This window comes from Lachnospiraceae bacterium KGMB03038 (assembly GCA_007361935.1).
Taxonomy (GTDB): domain Bacteria; phylum Bacillota; class Clostridia; order Lachnospirales; family Lachnospiraceae; genus Massilistercora.
On the sequence record CP041667.1, the window covers coordinates 843,484 to 861,102 of the forward strand.

The window sequence follows — 17,619 nt, forward strand, 5'->3', positions numbered from 1 at the left end:
GTTTCCGCTGCCTCTGTTTTGTAATTTTTTAATCATCTATTCCAAAGGTGTATTCCAGCTTATCTTCAGCGGTATCTAACTGGTCTTCCAAGGTTTCTAAAGAGTGTTCCTGAGAGCGGTATTCCTCCAGGGAGAGAGTTCCCTGTCTGTACTGTGCCTCGATGGTATCGTCAAAGAGATCCAGTCGGTTTTCCACACTTTTTAATTCATCTTTTAATGTAAAGAATTGATCTTGGTTTTCCTGATCAGATCCGGAAGCCTGCGCGCTGTCTGCTTTTGTGACCACATCGTTTACCGCGCTTTCTAAGGTTTCCAAAGTGTCATCGGAAGTCTGGGCGGAAGTCTGATCAGAAGTCTGGCCGGAAGAAGAGGCAGAGTCATCAGAAGAGGCGCTCTGACTGTTATTCTTCTCCAGGTTGGTGATTTCTTGTTCCAGCTGCTCTACCTTGGATTCCAGTTCCTGGGTCTCTGAATCATCATCGATTCCGCATCCTGCCAGGGTAAAAGAGAATACCAAAACAGTTAATAATCCTAATAATCTTAATTTCTTCATATTTTTTCCTCCATTCACTTTATATGGTAAGTATTTGTTGATTATGAAACTATCATACAAGAAGAAAATTAAAAGAAAATTAAAACGGGAGCGTTGCAAAATAGATGAGTAATCATCTATGGAGCAACGCTCCTTTTTCATATCCAAAAACAGAAAACGGACCCCGAAGAGTCCATAATCCATGGTATAATTAGATATGCCTACTAACCAAAAATACCATAAAAATTATACCGAATTCGGCGAACCTTATCAACTGGTTTTGCCATTAAATTTGGAAGGTTTGGTTCCTGATGATGATTCTGTCCGACTGCTGAGCCACGAATTGGAGGGATTGGATTACAGCTTGCTGTATCAGGCTTACTCTGCCAAAGGCAGAAATCCGGCAGTGGATCCTAAGACCATGTTCAAGATCCTGACCTATGCGTATTCCCAGAACATTTATTCATCCAGAAAAATTGAAACCGCATGCAGACGAGATATCAACTTTATGTGGCTGCTCGCCGGGCAGAAAGCACCTGACCACAGCACGATCGCACGTTTCCGTACCGGATTCCTGGCGGATGCCTGTGAAGATCTCTTCTATCAAATGGTAAAGAGACTGAAAAATGCGGGCGAGCTGTCGAAGGAAACCGTTTTTATTGATGGGACAAAGCTGGAGGCATGCGCAAACAAATATACCTTTGTCTGGAAAAAATCCGTAGGGAAATGGGAAACAAAAATGTTCCAGAAAGTACAGGAAGCCGTAGCTCTTCTGAACCAGGAGTATCTACAGAGTTTTTCTGTAACGGAAGGAACAAGAACACAGGATCTTCAGAAGATCTGTCGGTTTCTGGAACAGAGCTGTAAAGAACAGCATACCGTTTTTGTCCATGGAAGAGGGAAACAGAAAAGCCGGAACCAGAAATATCTGGAACTGTTCCAACGTTTTCTGGAACGGCAGACCATCTACGACTGGCATACAGCCAGCTTCCGGGGACGGAATAATTATTGTAAGACGGATCCGGACGCCACATTCATGCATATGAAGGATGACCATATGCGGAATGCCCAGTTGAAGCCGGGATATAACGTACAGATCGCAGTGGACAGCGAATATATTGTCGCGACAGATATTTTTCAGGATCGGAATGATGTATGGACGCTGGTCCCTTTTTTAAAGAGAATGGAAGAAAAACTGGGATTCCGTTATCCAAGCGTGACGGCAGATTCAGGATATGAAAGTGAAGAAGGATACAGCTATCTGAGAGACCAGAAACAAAAGCCCTATATCAAACCGCAAACGTATGAGAAATGGAAAAAGAGGAGTTTTAAAAAGGATATCAGTAAACGTGAGAACATGGGTTATGATGAAAGGACAGATACCTATACGTGTCATGCCGGGAAGAAACTGCGGCCGATTTTCCTGAAAAAGCAGACAAGTAAAAGTGGCTATGAATCCGAAGTCACCGTCTACGAATGCGAAGATTGTACGGACTGTCCTTATAAAGAGAAATGTACAAAAGCAAAAGGGAACAAACGGCTGTATGTATCCAAAAGCTTTTTGGAGAAACGACAGGAATCCTATGAAAACATCCTGAGCGAAACCGGGCTCCTATACCGGATGAACCGTTCGATCCAGGTGGAGGGAGCATTTGGAGCCCTGAAAAACGACTATGAATTTCAAAGATTTTTACTCCGTGGAAAAACCAAAGTAAAACTGGAGATTCTTTTATTGAGTATGGGCTATAATCTCAACAAACTTCACGCTAAAATACAAAATGACCGAACCGGAAACCATCTGTTTCCAGTGAAGAAATCTGCTTAATCAAACAGAAACTAAGCAGCTTTATTAAAGTATGCTCAAAAACGGAAGTAATCCACAGAACAAAGTGGAATCACTTCCGTTTTCCTTTAAATGGAGCGAGGGTATCGCTCCATCACCTAATTTGATGATTTTGCGACACCCCCGCCTGATTTAATCTGTTTTTTCTGGCGGAATGAATTCAAGGAGATCTCCGATCTCACAGTCTAATACCGTGCAAAGCCGGCTCAGGACATCTATATCTAACCGGGTGATCTGATTTTTGCAATAATTGTTGATTTGGGTTCGCTGCATCTGAGCTCTGTGGCTCAGCATATTCTTGCTCAAACCGGACGTTTTGAGAAATTCATCCAGTTTGATGCGGATCGTTCCATATTCCATTTGCTGTCCTCCTGTTATGCGCATTAGATTAGTATGTACAGTATAGCTTTGATGGAAGAGTCTTATAAGGTGTAGGAAGTCTTGTTAGATTTCTCACACATGCTATATCGTAACATAAATGACTGTAAAATCAAAGGAGATAGGAAAATAATGCGGCACCATATTTTGGATGCAATACTGCCGGTATGTATCCGAACAAAAAAAGCGGAACTGCTGGATATGATTCCAGAGTTCCGAATAAAAAGCTTTGGGAATGGAGCATACGGGACTTGAACCCGTGGCCTCCACACTGCCAGTGTGGCGCGCTCCCAACTGCGCTAATGCCCCATGCAGAAAATATTGTATCATATTTAGCCTTAAAATAAAAGTATTAATTTATATTTTGAAAATTATCTTAAGAATGGTATAATTTTGAAAAATTTCCGTAAAGAAACTTGAATATAGTTCTATATCAAGGTAGTATGAAAACATCAAAATGAGGAGGTGTTTTATATGAGATATGAAATCAAAGGAGAGACTCTGCCGGTAGTGCTTTGTTACCTGGAAGATGGAGAAAAGATGATCAACGAAGGCGGAAGCATGTCCTGGATGTCCCCGAATATGAAGATGGAGACAAGCACCAATGGAGGAGTAGGGAAGGCGTTCGGCAGAATGTTTGCCGGGGAAAAAATTTTCCAGAATATATATACATCTGAGGGTGGAAACGGAATGATCGCCTTTGCGTCCAGTTTCCCGGGATCGATCCGGGCTTTTCAGATCGGGCCAGGACAGGAGATGATCTTCCAAAAGAGCGCGTTCCTGGCGGGAGAGGCGGGAATAACGCTGTCAGTCTTCTTTAATAAGAAGTTTGGCGCCGGCCTTTTTGGCGGAGAAGGATTTATCATGCAGAAGGTCTCTGGACAGGGAACGGTTTTTGCGGAATTTGACGGCCATGTGATCGAATATGAACTTCAGCCGGGCCAGCAGATCGTGGTAGACACAGGCCATCTGGCCGCAATGACAAGTACCTGCAGCATGGAGATCAGAAGCGTGCCGGGTGTAAAGAATATGCTTTTTGGCGGAGAGGGTATCTTCAATACGGTAATCACAGGGCCTGGAAGAGTTTGGCTCCAGACTATGCCGATCAGCAATGTGGCAGGAGTCCTGCGGCCATATCTGCCATCGGGAGCATAGACAGAAGTTTTGCTTGTGACAAGTTACACCCGGACTGTCCCCACATGCGCACTCGTCGCGCATACGCGCTTCAGTTTCGCCCTGCGGGCTAAGACTGCTTATGTGGGGGCAGTTCCAGGGTACCCCCTGTTCCAGAATCAAGAGGACAGTTACGTACATGCAAGCATGACGTTTACTGTCCTCTTGATTCTGGGCCGGGTGTGACTTGTAACTTGCGTTCACAGAATCACCACAAAAAAACCACATACTTTTCAAAAACTTCTCTTATACTGATACCATCTCTATGAGTGACAGGAGGAAGAGAAGTGATAGAAGTAAAGAATCTCACGAAACGCTACGGCTCTCATCTTGCCGTAGATGATCTAAGCTTTACTGTGGAAAAAGGTCAGATTTATGGATTTCTCGGCCCCAATGGAGCCGGGAAATCTACGACCATGAATATCATGACCGGATATCTGGGAGCTACGAAAGGTACAGTCCTGATCAATGGGCATGATATTCTAAAGGAACCGCAGGAAGCACGAAAATGCATCGGCTATCTGCCGGAGCAGCCGCCGCTCTATATGGAAATGACCGTATCAGAGTATCTCAAATTTGCGGCTGAGTTAAAGAAAATCCCCAGATCAGAAAGAGAAACGCAGATTGATAAAGTTGTCCGTATGGCGAGGCTTCGGGACGTGATGGACCGGATGATCCAGAACCTGTCCAAAGGATTCCGTCAGAGAGTAGGGCTCGCTCAGGCTATTCTTGGGTTCCCGGAGATCATCATCCTGGATGAGCCTACGGTTGGATTGGATCCCAAACAGATCATTGAAATCCGGGAACTGATCCGGAAACTGGCAAAAGAGCATACGGTGATCTTAAGCTCTCATATCCTGGCGGAAGTACGCGAGGTCTGCGACCATATCCTGATTATTTCAAATGGGAAATTGGCGGCCTGCGACACCCCGGAGAATCTGGAGAATCTGATGAGTGGAAGCGGCCGTGTGGAGATTGAGGCAAAAGGAACTGTAAATGAGGTGAAAAAGATTGTTGGGAAGATCCGGCAGGTGAAGCAGGCGGACTATCAGGAAAAGGATTCTGGAGTAACAGAAGCGCAGATCTATACGGACGGGAAGGAAGATATAAGGGAAGTGATTTTCATGGCTTTCTCGGAAGCAAAGCTGCCCCTTCTCACATTAAAAGAAAGTAAGTCTTCCCTGGAAGAAATCTTCCTGGAATTGACGCAGGGAAACAGCCGGGCTGTCAAGCGGATCCGGGAACTGGAGAGGAAAAAAGAGGAGGAGACAGAAAATGAAAGCAATTTATAAAAGAGAATTACAGTCCTACTTCCATACGATGATCGGCTGCGTGTTCATCGCGTTTATGGTGGCGTTTACCGGAGTCTATTTTATGGCGTACAACCTGAATTATGGATATCCTTACTTTTCTTATGTGATATCAGCGGTCCTCTTCGTTTTTATGATAGCGATCCCGGTCCTGACTATGAAAAGTTTCGCGGAGGACAGAAAGAGCAAGGCGGATCAGCTTCTTCTGACAGCGCCTGTCAGTCTGGTTAAGATCGTTTTGGGGAAATATCTTGCGATGGTCACGATCTTGGCCGTCCCCTGCGTGATCTTTTTGATTTTCCCCCTGATCATCGCGGCCCAGGGAACCGCTTATATCCTGGTAGATTACCTGGCGATCCTGTTGTTTTTCCTGCTGGGATGTGTGTATATCGCCATTGGCATGTTTGTTTCTTCTTTGACAGAGAGCCAGATCATCGCGGCTATTGGAACGTTTGGCGCTTTAATGCTGATCTATCTGTGGAGCGGGATACTGGATTTCCTGCCTTCCTCAGCGGGGGCCAATATGGCGGGGTTTTTGGTACTGCTGACCCTGGCTGTTCTCGCGGTCTGGCAGATGACGAAGAATTGGCTGATCGCCGCGGTACTGGAGATCGGGGCGGCGGCGGGCTGTATCGGGGTGTATGCGGTAAAGCCCGATCTTTTGGAGAACGGCCTGGCTTCGATTCTGGAGAAATTCGTGTTGACAGACGTTTTTACCGATATTTCCTCCAACAACATTTTTGACACAACGAGCATCATCTTGTATCTGTCTCTGATCACAGTGTTCGTCTTCCTGACGGTCCAGATGATCCAGAAGAGACGGTGGAGTTAGGAGGGAAGACCATGTTAGAGAAGATCAAAGGGATGTTCCAGAATACAACGTTCAGGAACGGAAGCTACAGCGTGGGGATGACGGCTCTCGTCATTGCGGTCGTAGTGGTGGTCAATCTGATCGCCGGACAGCTTCCAGAAAGTGTGAGAAGTATTGATATCAGCGACAACCGGATCTATGAGATCTCTGATACCAGCAGAGAAATACTGAAAAAGCTGGATCAGAAAGTAACGTTTCAGGTATTTGCGGAACGGAATAATACAGACGACCGGATTAAAACTTTTTTGAATAAATACACCTCTTTGTCGGATCAGATCGAGGTGGAATGGATCGATCCTGTCCTGCACCCATCTGAATTGACGGAAAATAATGTGTCCGAGGATACGATCCTGATTTCCTGTGAAGACACGGAAAAGAGTACAGCAGTTACCTTCGATGAGATTCTGGTGCCGGACGAGTACGCCTATTATTACGGAGACAGCTCTTCCGCTACAGAATTTGACGGGGAAGGGCAGTTTACCAGCGCGGTCAACTATGTGACCAGCGACGCGCAGAAGAAGATTTATTATACCACGGGGCATGGAGAAAATACATTTTCTTCATCCGTGTCAGAGCTGCTTGAAAAAAATAATATGACTTCAGAAGAGCTGAATCTGCTGATGACAGGCGAGATTCCAGAAGACTGTGATCTGCTGTTTTTATATTCTCCGGCGACAGATATTACAGAGGAGGAGCAGACAGCGATCCTGGATTATATGTCCCAGGGCGGAAAGGTTTATGTGATGCTGGGAGAAACAGAGGATGCCACTCCCAATCTGGACAGTATCTTAGAAGAATATGGGATTTCCAGAACAGAAGGATATATTGCGGATATGCAGCGAAATTACCAGGGCAATTACTACTATATCTTTCCGGAGATCACAGGGGGCGAGGAGATTACAGAAGGTCTGACTTCCGATATGGTGCTTCTGGTGAATGCCCACGGGTTCCAGATCGGCGATCCGGCAAGAGATACGATCACAGTGCAGGGATTTATGGATACATCATCGGATGCTTACGCGGTGACAGAAGAAACTCAGGAACAAGGGGAATTTACACTTGGAGCGGTAGCGACAGAGAGCGTCACGACAGAATCCGACAGTGAAGATTCAGAAGAGGAGAGTGAGGAAAATACAGAAGAGGCAAAGGAAGAAGATTCTGAGGAGGAAGGCGCGGAATCCCGGCTGACCGTAGTGACGGCAGACAGCCTGATTGATTCCCAGGTGACGGATTCTTTTACCACGCTGGACAATCTGGACCTTTTCATCAATACGATATCTGCTAATTTTGATGACGTGGAAAATGTTGCTATCGAAGCAAAAAGTCTGTCTGTTACCTATAATACCATGCAGCACGCAGGGGTGATCAGCCTTTTGATCATCTTTGGAATCCCGGCAGTCATCCTTATTTCCGGATTCATATGCTGGTGGAGGAGAAGAAAAGCATAGGAGGTGGAGCATGAAGTCAAAAAAAGGAATGTTGATCCTTGGAATTGTCCTCGTGGTATTACTGGGAATCTATGGAGGACTCAGATACTGGGGGAACAAAAGCCAAGAAGCGGAAGCGCAAAAAGAAGAGGCGGAGACAGTCCACGTGGTCCAGACCGGGGATCTGTCCGGATTTTCCTATACAGATGGAACAGATACCATGAGTTTCGCGAAAGAAGAGGACACCTGGTACTACGAGGCGGACCGGGAGATCCCTATGGTCCAGGATACGGTGCGGACAATGGCGGACGCCCTTCAGGACGTGACGGCGGTAAGGGAACTGCAGGAGCCGGACGCTCTTGAGGACTATGGGCTAGATGCGCCTTCCTATACGATCGAATACACAGAAGAGGATGGGGAGACAGGAACACTCTACATCGGCGATATGACAGGGGAAAATTATTATGCCATGCCGGAAGGGAGTGAGAATGTCTATACGATTGACAGTACCCTGGTCTCCGCTCTATTATTTGACCTGGCGGATCTGGCGCAGACAGACAGCGTCCCGTCTATCAGCAGCGGAAACCTGGTAAGCGTTGCCGTCACAGAGAATGGACAGAGCCAGACCTTTGAAGAAGAGGATGACCTGGCGGAACTGGCGGGAGGATTTGGAGTGCTTTCGCTGACGGAATGCGCGGATTACCATGTGACAGACGAGACACTTTCAAAGTATGGATTGGAAGAAGAAAACCGGATGACGGTACAAGCGGTATATACAGACACGGATACAGAAGAAGAGGAGACATTTACCGTCTATGTTGGAGACGAAGATGAAGACGGAGAGAATCGGTATCTGATGGTAGACGGGTCTAAGATGGTATATAAGGTCAGTACAGATGTGATCGGGAATATGACGACTGTCAGCGAAGGAGATGAAGCGGAAGAATAAAGAAAACTTGGATAACGGGCGTCCTTCCTGTATAATAGAACGAGAAAACATCTGATCGGCACGGTGTTTTATGGGAGGGACAGAACGTGAAGAAGAATATTTCGGGAATACTTGGGCGGGCGGAACGCTTCCCAGTCATTTTGATCGGAGAAGGCCTTCTGGTAGGCGGAATCGGCGGTTTTGTGGTGGTCTTATACCGAATGGCTCTGGATTACGCCGGAAAATGGCTGGATCAGATTCTGGCGTTCGTTAGGGAAGATCCTCTCAAGATCGCGGGATGGTTTGTAATTCTTGCTTTTCTGGCTTGGATCACAGCCAGACTGGTAGCTTGGGAACCGTTGATATCAGGAAGCGGGATTCCGCAGCTTGAAGGAGAGATGGCCGGAAAGCTGGATCAGAAGTGGTATCGGGTTCTGCCCGCCAAGTTTCTGGGAGGATTCTTATGTATTTTGGGAGGACTCGCCCTGGGAAGGGAGGGTCCTTCGATACAGCTTGGGGCAATGGCGGGAAAGGGAGTTTCAAAAGGATTTGACCGGGGAAAGACGGAAGAGAAGTTTCTGCTGACTTGTGGAGCCAGCGCGGGTCTTTCCGCGGCCTTTCACGCGCCGCTGGCCGGAGTTATGTTTTCGCTGGAAGAGGTCCACAAGAATTTTTCGGTATCTGCCCTGCTGTCTGTGATGACCGCCTCACTGACGGCGGATTTTTTGGCGACCGCGGTCCTGGGGACGGATTCGGTCTTTCAGTTTTCCATCGTTCAGGAACTTCCGGTGTCCGCTTATGGGATGATCGTGGGACTTGGAGTGATCCTGGGCGCGCTTGGGGCATTCTATAACTGGTTTACTTTAAAGATCCAGTCCCTATATGATAAAGCTGATTTTCTGAATGTTGCGGGAAAGATTTTGATTCCGTTTTTGTGCGCGGGTGTCCTGGGATTTACTGTGCCGGAGCTTCTGGGAAGCGGGCATGACCTGATCGAAAATCTGACCAGCACGAATATGCTTTTAGAGACGGCGATTTTCCTTTTGGCAGGAAGATTTGTGTTTTCCGCGGTGAGTTTTGGCTCCGGAGCGCCGGGCGGGATTTTCTTCCCTTTATTAGTATTGGGCGGATATATTGGCGGGATCTTTGCTATGGCAGGCGTAAGATTATGGGGATTGGATCCGCTGTTTATCAATAATTTTGTGCTTCTTTCAATGGCGGGATATTTTGCCGCCGTGGTGAGAGCTCCCTTGACGGGGATCATTCTGATCTTTGAAATGACAGGGACGCTGACCCAGATGCTGTCTCTGTCGGTAGTCTCTATTGTGGCTTATATTACCGCCACACTCCTGAAGTCAAAGCCGATCTATGAAAGTCTTCTGGAGCGGCTTCTTCTGCGCGGGGGGCAAAAGCCGGATAAGGAGAATGGGGAAAAGATGCTGATGCATTTTGCTGTCTGCCGGGGATCCAGGATTGAAGACCTGACGATCGGAGAGATCCCCTGGCCCGACAACTGCCTTTTGGTGGCGGTAGAACGAGGGACAGAAGAGATCATTCCGAAAGGGAAGACCCGCCTTTTGGCCGGTGATGTGGTGGTGACCATGACCGATGAAAGAGACGGCGCTCTGATCCATGACCGGATGGAAGAACTGTGCCGGGAGATGTTTTAATAAAGAAAGGAATCTGAAAGCTGTTGCGCTGTTCTGTGGATTGTAATAAGATAGAAGCAGGATATCTGCGAGGGATGAGGAGGGAAGCGCATGTTTGGAAAGAGATGTACTCTGTGCGGCGGGAAGCTGGACAGCAACAACATTTGTATGGAATGTGGCCTGGATAATAACAAGTCTGAGCAAAATTATCAGATCAACCGGAGCGGCTGCGATGACCTTCCGCTGACCCATGTCCATAGGGAGACCGAGAAAGAGCAAAGACGGCGGTATCCGGAACCTCAGACAGAGGGGGCAGGAAGAAGGCAGAAGCATTCACAATATCAAGGTCAGACCTTCCAGAGACGAAGTTATCATTCCCAGGAGGATCTGATCAGGAAGCGAAAAAAGAAATATCTGTGGTGGGTCGTCATCCTGGTGATTGTTGTTGTGGTCAGCGGAGCTGTAAAGGCGTTATCGGATATTGAAAGCGAAAGCGGTCTTACAGATATGAGCTGGGATCCATACGAGTACGTGACGAGCCAGCTGTCTGACGAAGGCGAGAGCGTAGAGTACGATCTGCCCAGCGGAAGATACATGGTAGGCGTCCACATTCCTTCTGGGACGTACGCGGCGGAACCAAAGGACGAATTTGACGCGATCCAGGTGTGGGATGAAAAAAATAATATTTCCTTATATGAGTATGAAGGAAAAGAGGGAGAGGAAAGCTATCTGGACGACCTGCGGCTTTATCCGGGAGCTATTATTGAGATCAGTACAGAATCGCCGATGAAGCTTACCTCTGATAATGCGCAGAGCACAGATATGGCAGGAATGGGAAATCCGCTGACAGAACCTGTGGAAGTGATAGACGGGCAGACGCTTGAGGCTGGTGTGGATTTTGAGGCCGGCACGTATGATATCACGGTCCTCACTGGAGAAGGCAGCGTGGAGATCGCGATAAAAGATGAGGCCGGAGAAGTGTATGCGGAAAAATATCTGGGCATGGGGTCGGAATATAGTGATGGTATGGAATATAAGAATTTTATCTTTCCGGAAGGAAGCACGGTCTTTTGTGAAGGGGAAGATATGGCGATCAGGCTTACGCCAAGCGAGAAGATCATATCCGAGGATTATTTCCAAGACTGTATAGCCTTTTATTGATAAAAAGAGATAATTCCTATTAGACAGAAGCCGGGCTTATGTGTTACAATGGCGGGGCGGGAAACGCAGCACGAAAATAAAAGGGAAGGCGGGGGAGAAAAACTCTCTGCCTGAGATAGAACAGAAAGGAAGAAATCACATGGGAGGACTTTTTGGCGTAGCTTCTAAGGAAGATTGTGTATTGGAGCTTTTTTATGGAGTGGACTATCATTCTCACTTAGGAACCAGAAGAGGCGGAATGGCGACCCACGGCGCGGAAGGGTTTAACAGGGCGATCCACAATATAGAGAATTCACCGTTCCGTACCAAGTTTGACCGGGATGTAAGCGAGATGAAGGGGAATCTGGGAATCGGCTGTATTTCAGATTTTGAGCCTCAGCCGCTTTTGATCCAGTCTCATTTGGGAAGTTTTGCGATCACTACTGTTGGAAAGATCAACAATCAGGCGGAACTTCTGGAACAGGTATATAAGGATGGACATTCTCATTTTCAGGAGATGAGCAGCGGGCAGATCAACGCTACAGAGCTGGTGGCTTCTTTGATCTGCAAGAAGGCTTCGATCGTGGAAGGAATCCAGTATGTGCAGGAGATCATAGACGGATCCATGACCTTACTCCTTATGACGAAGGATGGGCTTTACGCCGCCAGGGATCGTTACGGAAGGACCCCATTAGTGATCGGCCGCAAAGATGGAGCTTACTGTGTTTCATTTGAAAGCTTTGCCTATATCAACCTGGGCTATCAGGATTATAAAGAGCTGGGACCTGCTGAAATCGCTTTCATAACGCCGGAGGGCGTGGAAACGTTGTCAGCTCCGAGAGAAGAGATGAAGATCTGTTCTTTCCTTTGGGTGTATTATGGCTACCCTACATCGTCCTATGAAGGAGTCAACGTAGAGGAGATGCGTTATAAATGCGGAAGTATGCTGGCAAAGAGAGACGGGGACTCTGTCCATCCGGATATTGTAGCCGGCGTGCCGGATTCTGGTGTGGCACACGCCATCGGGTATTCAAATGAGGCAGGAATCCCATATGCCAGACCCTTTATCAAATATACGCCTACTTGGCCAAGATCGTTTATGCCGACCAACCAGAGCCAGAGGAATCTGATCGCTCGGATGAAGCTGATCCCGGTAAAAGCATTGATCGAGAATAAGAAACTGCTGTTGATCGATGATTCTATCGTAAGGGGGACCCAGCTTAGGGAGACAACGGAATTCTTATATCAGAGCGGCGCCAAGGAGGTCCATGTGCGTCCGGCATGTCCGCCGCTGCTCTATGGCTGTAAATATCTGAATTTCTCCCGGTCGAAATCAGAACTTGATCTGATCACGAGAAGAATGATCCGGGAACGGGAAGGGGACGAGTGCTCCCAGGAGGTGCTGGAAGAATACGCAGATCCCTGCAGCTGCAGATATGCGCAGATGATCGAGGATATCCGAAAGCAGCAGAACTTCACAACGCTGCGTTATCACAGATTGGACGATTTGATCGCGTCTATTGGTCTGGAGCCGTGCAAACTGTGTACGTATTGTTTTGACGGAAAAGAATAGAGAAATAGGAAGAGGCTGTCCCGTGAGAACACAAACTCGCGTGACAGCCTTTTTTGGAGGTTATATCTGATAGGTCATGATGTAATCATCCATTACAAATCCATGTCCAATGTCTGCTTCCTGCTGGTCGGTGATCACAAATCCTAAGTGGTCGTAGACGGCCAGGCTGTTATCGTTATGTTTGTTGCAGGTAAGCCAGATCTTCTTTAGATTCCGTTCTTTGCACAGGCCGATCAGAAAATGAAAGGCTTTTGTGGCCAGATGACGGCCCCGGAAATCCTTGTGGATATAAAGTTTGCTTAAGAAAAGGGAGTCCGCTTCCGGGTGGACGCCAGTGTAACCGGCCAGTTTCCCGCCGATGAGAAGTTGATAATACTCGTATCCATCCTGCTCTACCTGGTTTTTGAGAGCCGGGAAGGACTGGAATTTATCCACCATATATTCTACCTGCTCCAGCCCGATGATGGGAACAAAATGCTGATGCCAGATTTCCCGCGCCAGAGCGGCGATAGCCCGCAGGTCCGTGTCATTTTCTGCCTTGCGGATGTTCAAGTTATCCATGTCGATCACTCCAATTCTTTAGAATAGTTTCACAAAATAATCATTTTTATTCTTTCATTATAAGTGATATAATGAAAAAAAACAATTTTGAAAATATTTTACCGGATAAGGCTTTGGAGGCAGAGCATGGATGGATTTGTAACACTGAAGGACGTAAAGAAGATATATCAGATGGGCGAGGTTCAGATCATGGCCGCGGCAGGGATTGATTTCCAGATTCAGAAAGGCGAGTTCGCGGTAGTGGTAGGGCCAAGCGGCGCTGGAAAGACTACGGTGCTCAATATCCTGGGCGGAATGGATACGGCCACTTCCGGACAGGTGCTGGTGGATGGGGAAGATATAGCCGCCTATTCTCAAAGAAGGCTGACGGCTTACCGGCGGGACGATATCGGGTTCGTCTTTCAGTTTTACAATCTGATTCCCAATCTTACCGCATTAGAAAATGTTGAGCTGGCGCTTCAGATCTGTAAAGACCCGATGGATGCCAGGACCGTTATGGAAGAAGTCGGACTTGGAGAACGAGTGGACAACTTTCCAGCACAGCTCTCCGGCGGAGAGCAGCAAAGAGTATCGATCGCCCGCGCGCTGGCGAAAAATCCCAAGCTGCTCCTGTGCGATGAGCCTACAGGAGCTCTGGATTATAATACGGGGAAATCTATCCTGAAGCTTTTGCAGGATACGTGCAGAAATAAAGGGATGACGGTGATTCTGATCACCCACAATTCGGCCATTGCGCCAATGGCGGACCGGGTGATCAAAATTAAAAACGGAATGGTTTCCCGTATCATTGAGAATAAAGACCCTGTTCCGGTGGAGACAATAGAGTGGTAGGAGAAAGCAATGGGCACAAAGGCGACGAGGAAAGATTTTTATAGAGAGATACGAAAAAGCCCAGGGCGTTTTCTGTCCATTTTGTTTATCGTGGCTCTTGGCGTGGCCTTTTTTTCTGGAATCCGTTCCTCTGAGCCGGATATGAGGGTCACCGGAGATGCTTATTATGATGAAACGAACTTGATGGATATCCAGGTGATGAGCAGTTATGGTATTACTAAAGAGGATATCCAGGCTTTGAAAGAAGTGGAAGGTGTTCTGGATGTGGAAGGCGCCTACAGCGGGGATTTCTTAAGTACGCTGGATGACGAGCAGACGGTGCTCCATGTCATGTCCCTGCCTAAGAAGATGAATGAAGTGGCGGTCAGCGAGGGGCGTATGCCGGAAGCCGCCGATGAATGTCTGGTAGATAATGCTCTGGGATATGAGATCGGAGATAAGATCACATTAGAATCCGGCACAGAGGATCCGGTAGGAGATACACTGGCCGCGGATACATATACGGTGGTGGGCAAAGGGAGCACTCCGCGCTATATTTCCTTCCAGCGGGGCAGTACCACCATCGGGACAGGAAGCCTGGACGGTTTTCTTGTGGTGCCGGAATCGGCTTTTGTGACGGACGTTTACACAGAAGCCTGTATCCAGGTGGAAGGCGCTAAAAAACTGATGGCGTACAGCGAGGATTATGATCAGCTTATAGAAGAAGTCATAGGACGAGTGGAGGATATTACCGGAGAACGGGGAGAGATCCGCAGACAAGAGCTGATCGATGAAGCGGACGAAGAATTAGACGATGCCAGGGAAGAGCTGGAGAAGGGAAGGCAAGAAGCCCAGGATGAGCTGGATGCGGCCTGGACGGCTATTGAGGATGGAGAGAAACAACTGACTGACGCCAAAGCTCAGATCCAGGAAGGAAAAGACCAGATCGCATCCGCCAAGGAGACGCTGGATTCCAAGCAGAAGGAATTAGACAGCGGCCTGGCGGAATACCAGGATGGAAAGAAGAAGCTGGATCAGGGGCAGGAGGCTTATGAGCAGAGGCTGGCGGAATTTGAGGAACAAAAGGCGGCGGCCGCTGAAAAGATCCAGTCCGGACGGGAGGAAATGGAAAAACTCCAGTCCCAGATCAAGGCGGATCAAGGAACTTATGAAGAGCTGCAGAAACAGATCCAGGCACTGAAAGAACAGATCCAAGAAGCGGAAGAGCAGGGCGGCGATCCGACAGAATTGGAAAAACAACTGGAGCAGGCGGAAACAAACGCAGGTCTTTTGGAACAAAAGATCGCGGGCGAGCAAAAGGCTTACCAGGAAGGCACGGCCCAGCTTGACGCCTATCAGAAGCAGATCGACGATGGGCAGGCGCAATTAGATCAGACGAAAGCCCAGTTGGATGCCAGCAGGGAAGCGCTGAGCGAGGCATATGCCCAGATCAAGAGCGGACAAGACCAGATCGATGCGGGATGGGAAGAACTAAACAGCCAGGAACAGCAGCTTCTCACCGGAGAACAGGAGATCCAGGAGAATGAGAAACAGTTAGAGGAAGCGAAGGAAGAATACCAGCAAGGAAAAAAGGACGCGGAACAAGAGATCGCCGACGGAGAACAAGAGATCCAGGAGGCAGAACAAGAGATTCAGGATCTGGAAGCCCCCAAGTGGTATGTGTATGACAGGAGCAATCTGCCGGAGTATGACGGATATGGAGAGAACGCGGATCGGATGCGGGCTATCGGTCAGGTGTTCCCCGTGATCTTCTTCCTGGTAGCGGCGCTGATCAGTCTGACAAGCATGACCCGGATGGTAGAAGAACAGAGGATCGAGATCGGCACTATGAAGGCGCTGGGATATGATCGGTTCACCATTGCCTCTAAATATCTGGGGTATGCGCTGCTGGCAACGGCGGGAGGAAGCGTGATCGGCGTTCTGATCGGGGAAAAGATCCTGCCGTACATTATTATCTACGCTTACGGGATCATGTATCAGAATCTGCCGGAGATCCTGGTACCTTACCAGTGGAGCTACGCTGCAATGGCTTCCGCGGCGGCGGTGGCATGCACGATGGCGGCCACGCTTCTGGCCTGCTATAAAGAACTGGGAGCCCAGCCGGCAGTGCTGATGCGTCCGCCCACGCCTAAGAAGGGACAGCGGGTTTTGCTGGAACGGGTGAAGATCATATGGAACCATCTGAACTTTAACTGGAAGTCCACGGTCCGCAACCTGGTGCGGTATAAGAAGCGGCTTTTCATGACGGTATTTGGAATCGGCGGCTGTATGGCTTTAATGCTGGTCGGATTCGGGCTGAGAGATTCTATTTTTGAGATTGCTGATCTGCAATATGGGGAACTGCAATTTTATGACGGAAGCATTTATCCGGAAGATGGGCTGACAGAGGAAGAAAGTCAGCGGCTGAAAGATTTCCTGGAACAGGATGAAGACATCGAGCGGTTTATGGATGTAAATATGATGAATATGACTCTGGAGAACGGGCAGGAGTCCCATGACGCCTATCTGTGCGTGCTCAGCGATCCGGACAGAATCAATGAGTTCCTGTGCTTCCGGGACCGGAAGAGCCATGAGACATATGAGCTGACTGACGATGGAGTTATCATCAGTGAGAAGACGGCGAATCTTTTGGGAGTCGAAAAAGGAGATACCGTGGTGATCCGTGGTGAAGAGAAGGGAAATAAAGAGGTAAAGATCGCCCAGGTCTGCGAGAACTATATGGGCCATTATCTCTATCTTACCGCGGGCTATTATGAAAAGATATATGGAGATGAACCGGAGTATAACGCAATTTTCTTCCAAGTTCCAGAATCTTACTCTATAGAGGAGCTGGAAGATGCAGGCCAGGAAATCTTGGAACAGGATGAAGTCTTGAGCGTCAGCTATACCCATGATATCCGTTCTCAGCTGGATGATATGCTGGCCAGTTTGAACCTGGTGATCGTGGTATTGATCATTTCAGCCGGAATGCTGGCGTTTGTGGTGCTCTATAACTTGAATAATATCAGCATCACAGAGCGGCAGAGAGAACTGGCCACCCTGAAAGTACTGGGGTTCTACAATCCGGAAGTGGCAATGTATGTATACCGGGAGAATATCATCCTGACATTCCTGGGCGCTGCTTTCGGCGTGATCCTGGGACGGATCCTTCATTTGTTTATCATTCAGACCGTAGAAGTGGATTCGGCTATGTTTGGAAGAAACGTTCATTTTACCAGCTATCTCTACAGCCTTTTGTTTACTCTGCTTTTCACGGCGCTGGTGAACCTGGTCATGTATTTTAAACTGAAGAGGATCAATATGGTCGAATCATTGAAAAGTATTGAGTAAAGGAATGATTTTTGTTAGCACTCTTTTTGAAAGAGTGCTAATTTTTTGTTGACTTTTATTTTTAGGAGTATTA

General features: G+C 47.9%; 14 protein-coding genes and 1 tRNA gene. 11 read left to right on the plus strand and 4 right to left on the minus strand.

The features are described from left to right. Nucleotides 1-28: 28 nt before the first annotated feature. Nucleotides 29-553, minus strand: coding sequence for a hypothetical protein (locus FND36_04175; GenBank protein QDW73301.1), 525 nt, complete (start codon nucleotides 551-553; stop codon nucleotides 29-31). A gap of 196 nt (nucleotides 554-749) precedes the next feature. Between FND36_04175 and FND36_04180 the strand changes: the two genes are divergently transcribed. Then, nucleotides 750-2,357 carry an IS1182 family transposase gene (locus FND36_04180; GenBank protein QDW73302.1) on the plus strand — a complete coding sequence of 536 codons (1,608 nt, stop codon included), beginning with the start codon at nucleotides 750-752 and terminating at the stop codon, nucleotides 2,355-2,357. 150 nt (nucleotides 2,358-2,507) lie between these two features. On the opposite strand, the gene FND36_04185 is transcribed toward FND36_04180, so the two are convergent. After that, complete coding sequence (locus tag FND36_04185) at nucleotides 2,508-2,735, minus strand: helix-turn-helix transcriptional regulator (protein QDW73303.1); 228 nt, start codon at nucleotides 2,733-2,735, stop codon at nucleotides 2,508-2,510. Between the two features lie 254 nt (nucleotides 2,736-2,989). Continuing rightward, nucleotides 2,990-3,062 (minus strand) — tRNA-Ala (locus tag FND36_04190). A gap of 165 nt (nucleotides 3,063-3,227) precedes the next feature. Between FND36_04190 and FND36_04195 the strand changes: the two genes are divergently transcribed. From FND36_04195 to FND36_04230, 8 genes are all read left to right on the plus strand, one after another. Then, nucleotides 3,228-3,908 carry a TIGR00266 family protein gene (locus tag FND36_04195; protein ID QDW73304.1) on the plus strand — a complete coding sequence of 227 codons (681 nt, stop codon included), beginning with the start codon at nucleotides 3,228-3,230 and terminating at the stop codon, nucleotides 3,906-3,908. Nucleotides 3,909-4,213: 305 nt separating this feature from the next. Then, complete coding sequence (locus FND36_04200; GenBank protein ID QDW73305.1) at nucleotides 4,214-5,218, plus strand: ABC transporter ATP-binding protein; 1,005 nt, start codon at nucleotides 4,214-4,216, stop codon at nucleotides 5,216-5,218. Further along, nucleotides 5,202-6,068: an ABC transporter gene (locus FND36_04205; protein ID QDW73306.1), complete on the plus strand. Its 867-nt coding sequence runs from the start codon at nucleotides 5,202-5,204 to the stop codon at nucleotides 6,066-6,068. Before FND36_04200 ends, FND36_04205 begins: the two co-directional genes overlap by 17 nt. A gap of 11 nt (nucleotides 6,069-6,079) precedes the next feature. Then, nucleotides 6,080-7,555 (plus strand): hypothetical protein, encoded by a 1,476-nt coding sequence (locus FND36_04210; protein QDW73307.1) that lies wholly within the window; start codon nucleotides 6,080-6,082, stop codon nucleotides 7,553-7,555. A gap of 10 nt (nucleotides 7,556-7,565) precedes the next feature. Next, nucleotides 7,566-8,483 (plus strand): DUF4340 domain-containing protein, encoded by a 918-nt coding sequence (locus FND36_04215; protein ID QDW73308.1) that lies wholly within the window; start codon nucleotides 7,566-7,568, stop codon nucleotides 8,481-8,483. Nucleotides 8,484-8,569: 86 nt separating this feature from the next. Then, nucleotides 8,570-10,132, plus strand: coding sequence for a ClC family H(+)/Cl(-) exchange transporter (locus FND36_04220; GenBank protein ID QDW73309.1), 1,563 nt, complete (start codon nucleotides 8,570-8,572; stop codon nucleotides 10,130-10,132). Between the two features lie 90 nt (nucleotides 10,133-10,222). Beyond that, a complete protein-coding gene (locus FND36_04225) occupies nucleotides 10,223-11,272 on the plus strand; it encodes a hypothetical protein (GenBank protein QDW73310.1) in 1,050 nt (349 codons plus the stop codon). A 139-nt stretch (nucleotides 11,273-11,411) separates the two neighbouring features. Next, a complete protein-coding gene (locus tag FND36_04230) occupies nucleotides 11,412-12,824 on the plus strand; it encodes an amidophosphoribosyltransferase (protein ID QDW73311.1) in 1,413 nt (470 codons plus the stop codon). A 60-nt stretch (nucleotides 12,825-12,884) separates the two neighbouring features. Here the strand turns inward: FND36_04230 and FND36_04235 are convergent, their stop codons facing one another. Further along, a complete protein-coding gene (locus tag FND36_04235) occupies nucleotides 12,885-13,385 on the minus strand; it encodes a GNAT family N-acetyltransferase (GenBank protein ID QDW73312.1) in 501 nt (166 codons plus the stop codon). A gap of 126 nt (nucleotides 13,386-13,511) precedes the next feature. Between FND36_04235 and FND36_04240 the strand changes: the two genes are divergently transcribed. Beyond that, nucleotides 13,512-14,216, plus strand: coding sequence for an ABC transporter ATP-binding protein (locus tag FND36_04240; GenBank protein QDW73313.1), 705 nt, complete (start codon nucleotides 13,512-13,514; stop codon nucleotides 14,214-14,216). A 9-nt stretch (nucleotides 14,217-14,225) separates the two neighbouring features. Then, complete coding sequence (locus FND36_04245) at nucleotides 14,226-17,546, plus strand: FtsX-like permease family protein (protein ID QDW73314.1); 3,321 nt, start codon at nucleotides 14,226-14,228, stop codon at nucleotides 17,544-17,546. Nucleotides 17,547-17,619: the final 73 nt, after the last annotated feature.

Excerpts from the sequence above, each read along its gene's own strand:
- FND36_04175 (QDW73301.1), bottom strand. The coding sequence starts at position 553 with ATGAAGAAATTAAGATTATTAGGATTATTAACTGTTTTGGTATTCTCT.
- FND36_04180 (QDW73302.1), top strand. The coding sequence starts at position 750 with ATGCCTACTAACCAAAAATACCATAAAAATTATACCGAATTCGGCGAA.
- FND36_04185 (QDW73303.1), bottom strand. The coding sequence starts at position 2,735 with ATGGAATATGGAACGATCCGCATCAAACTGGATGAATTTCTCAAAACG.
- FND36_04195 (QDW73304.1), top strand. The coding sequence starts at position 3,228 with ATGAGATATGAAATCAAAGGAGAGACTCTGCCGGTAGTGCTTTGTTAC.
- FND36_04205 (QDW73306.1), top strand. The coding sequence starts at position 5,202 with ATGAAAGCAATTTATAAAAGAGAATTACAGTCCTACTTCCATACGATG.
- FND36_04210 (QDW73307.1), top strand. The coding sequence starts at position 6,080 with ATGTTAGAGAAGATCAAAGGGATGTTCCAGAATACAACGTTCAGGAAC.
- FND36_04215 (QDW73308.1), top strand. The coding sequence starts at position 7,566 with ATGAAGTCAAAAAAAGGAATGTTGATCCTTGGAATTGTCCTCGTGGTA.
- FND36_04225 (QDW73310.1), top strand. The coding sequence starts at position 10,223 with ATGTTTGGAAAGAGATGTACTCTGTGCGGCGGGAAGCTGGACAGCAAC.
- FND36_04230 (QDW73311.1), top strand. The coding sequence starts at position 11,412 with ATGGGAGGACTTTTTGGCGTAGCTTCTAAGGAAGATTGTGTATTGGAG.
- FND36_04235 (QDW73312.1), bottom strand. The coding sequence starts at position 13,385 with ATGGATAACTTGAACATCCGCAAGGCAGAAAATGACACGGACCTGCGG.
- FND36_04240 (QDW73313.1), top strand. The coding sequence starts at position 13,512 with ATGGATGGATTTGTAACACTGAAGGACGTAAAGAAGATATATCAGATG.
- FND36_04245 (QDW73314.1), top strand. The coding sequence starts at position 14,226 with ATGGGCACAAAGGCGACGAGGAAAGATTTTTATAGAGAGATACGAAAA.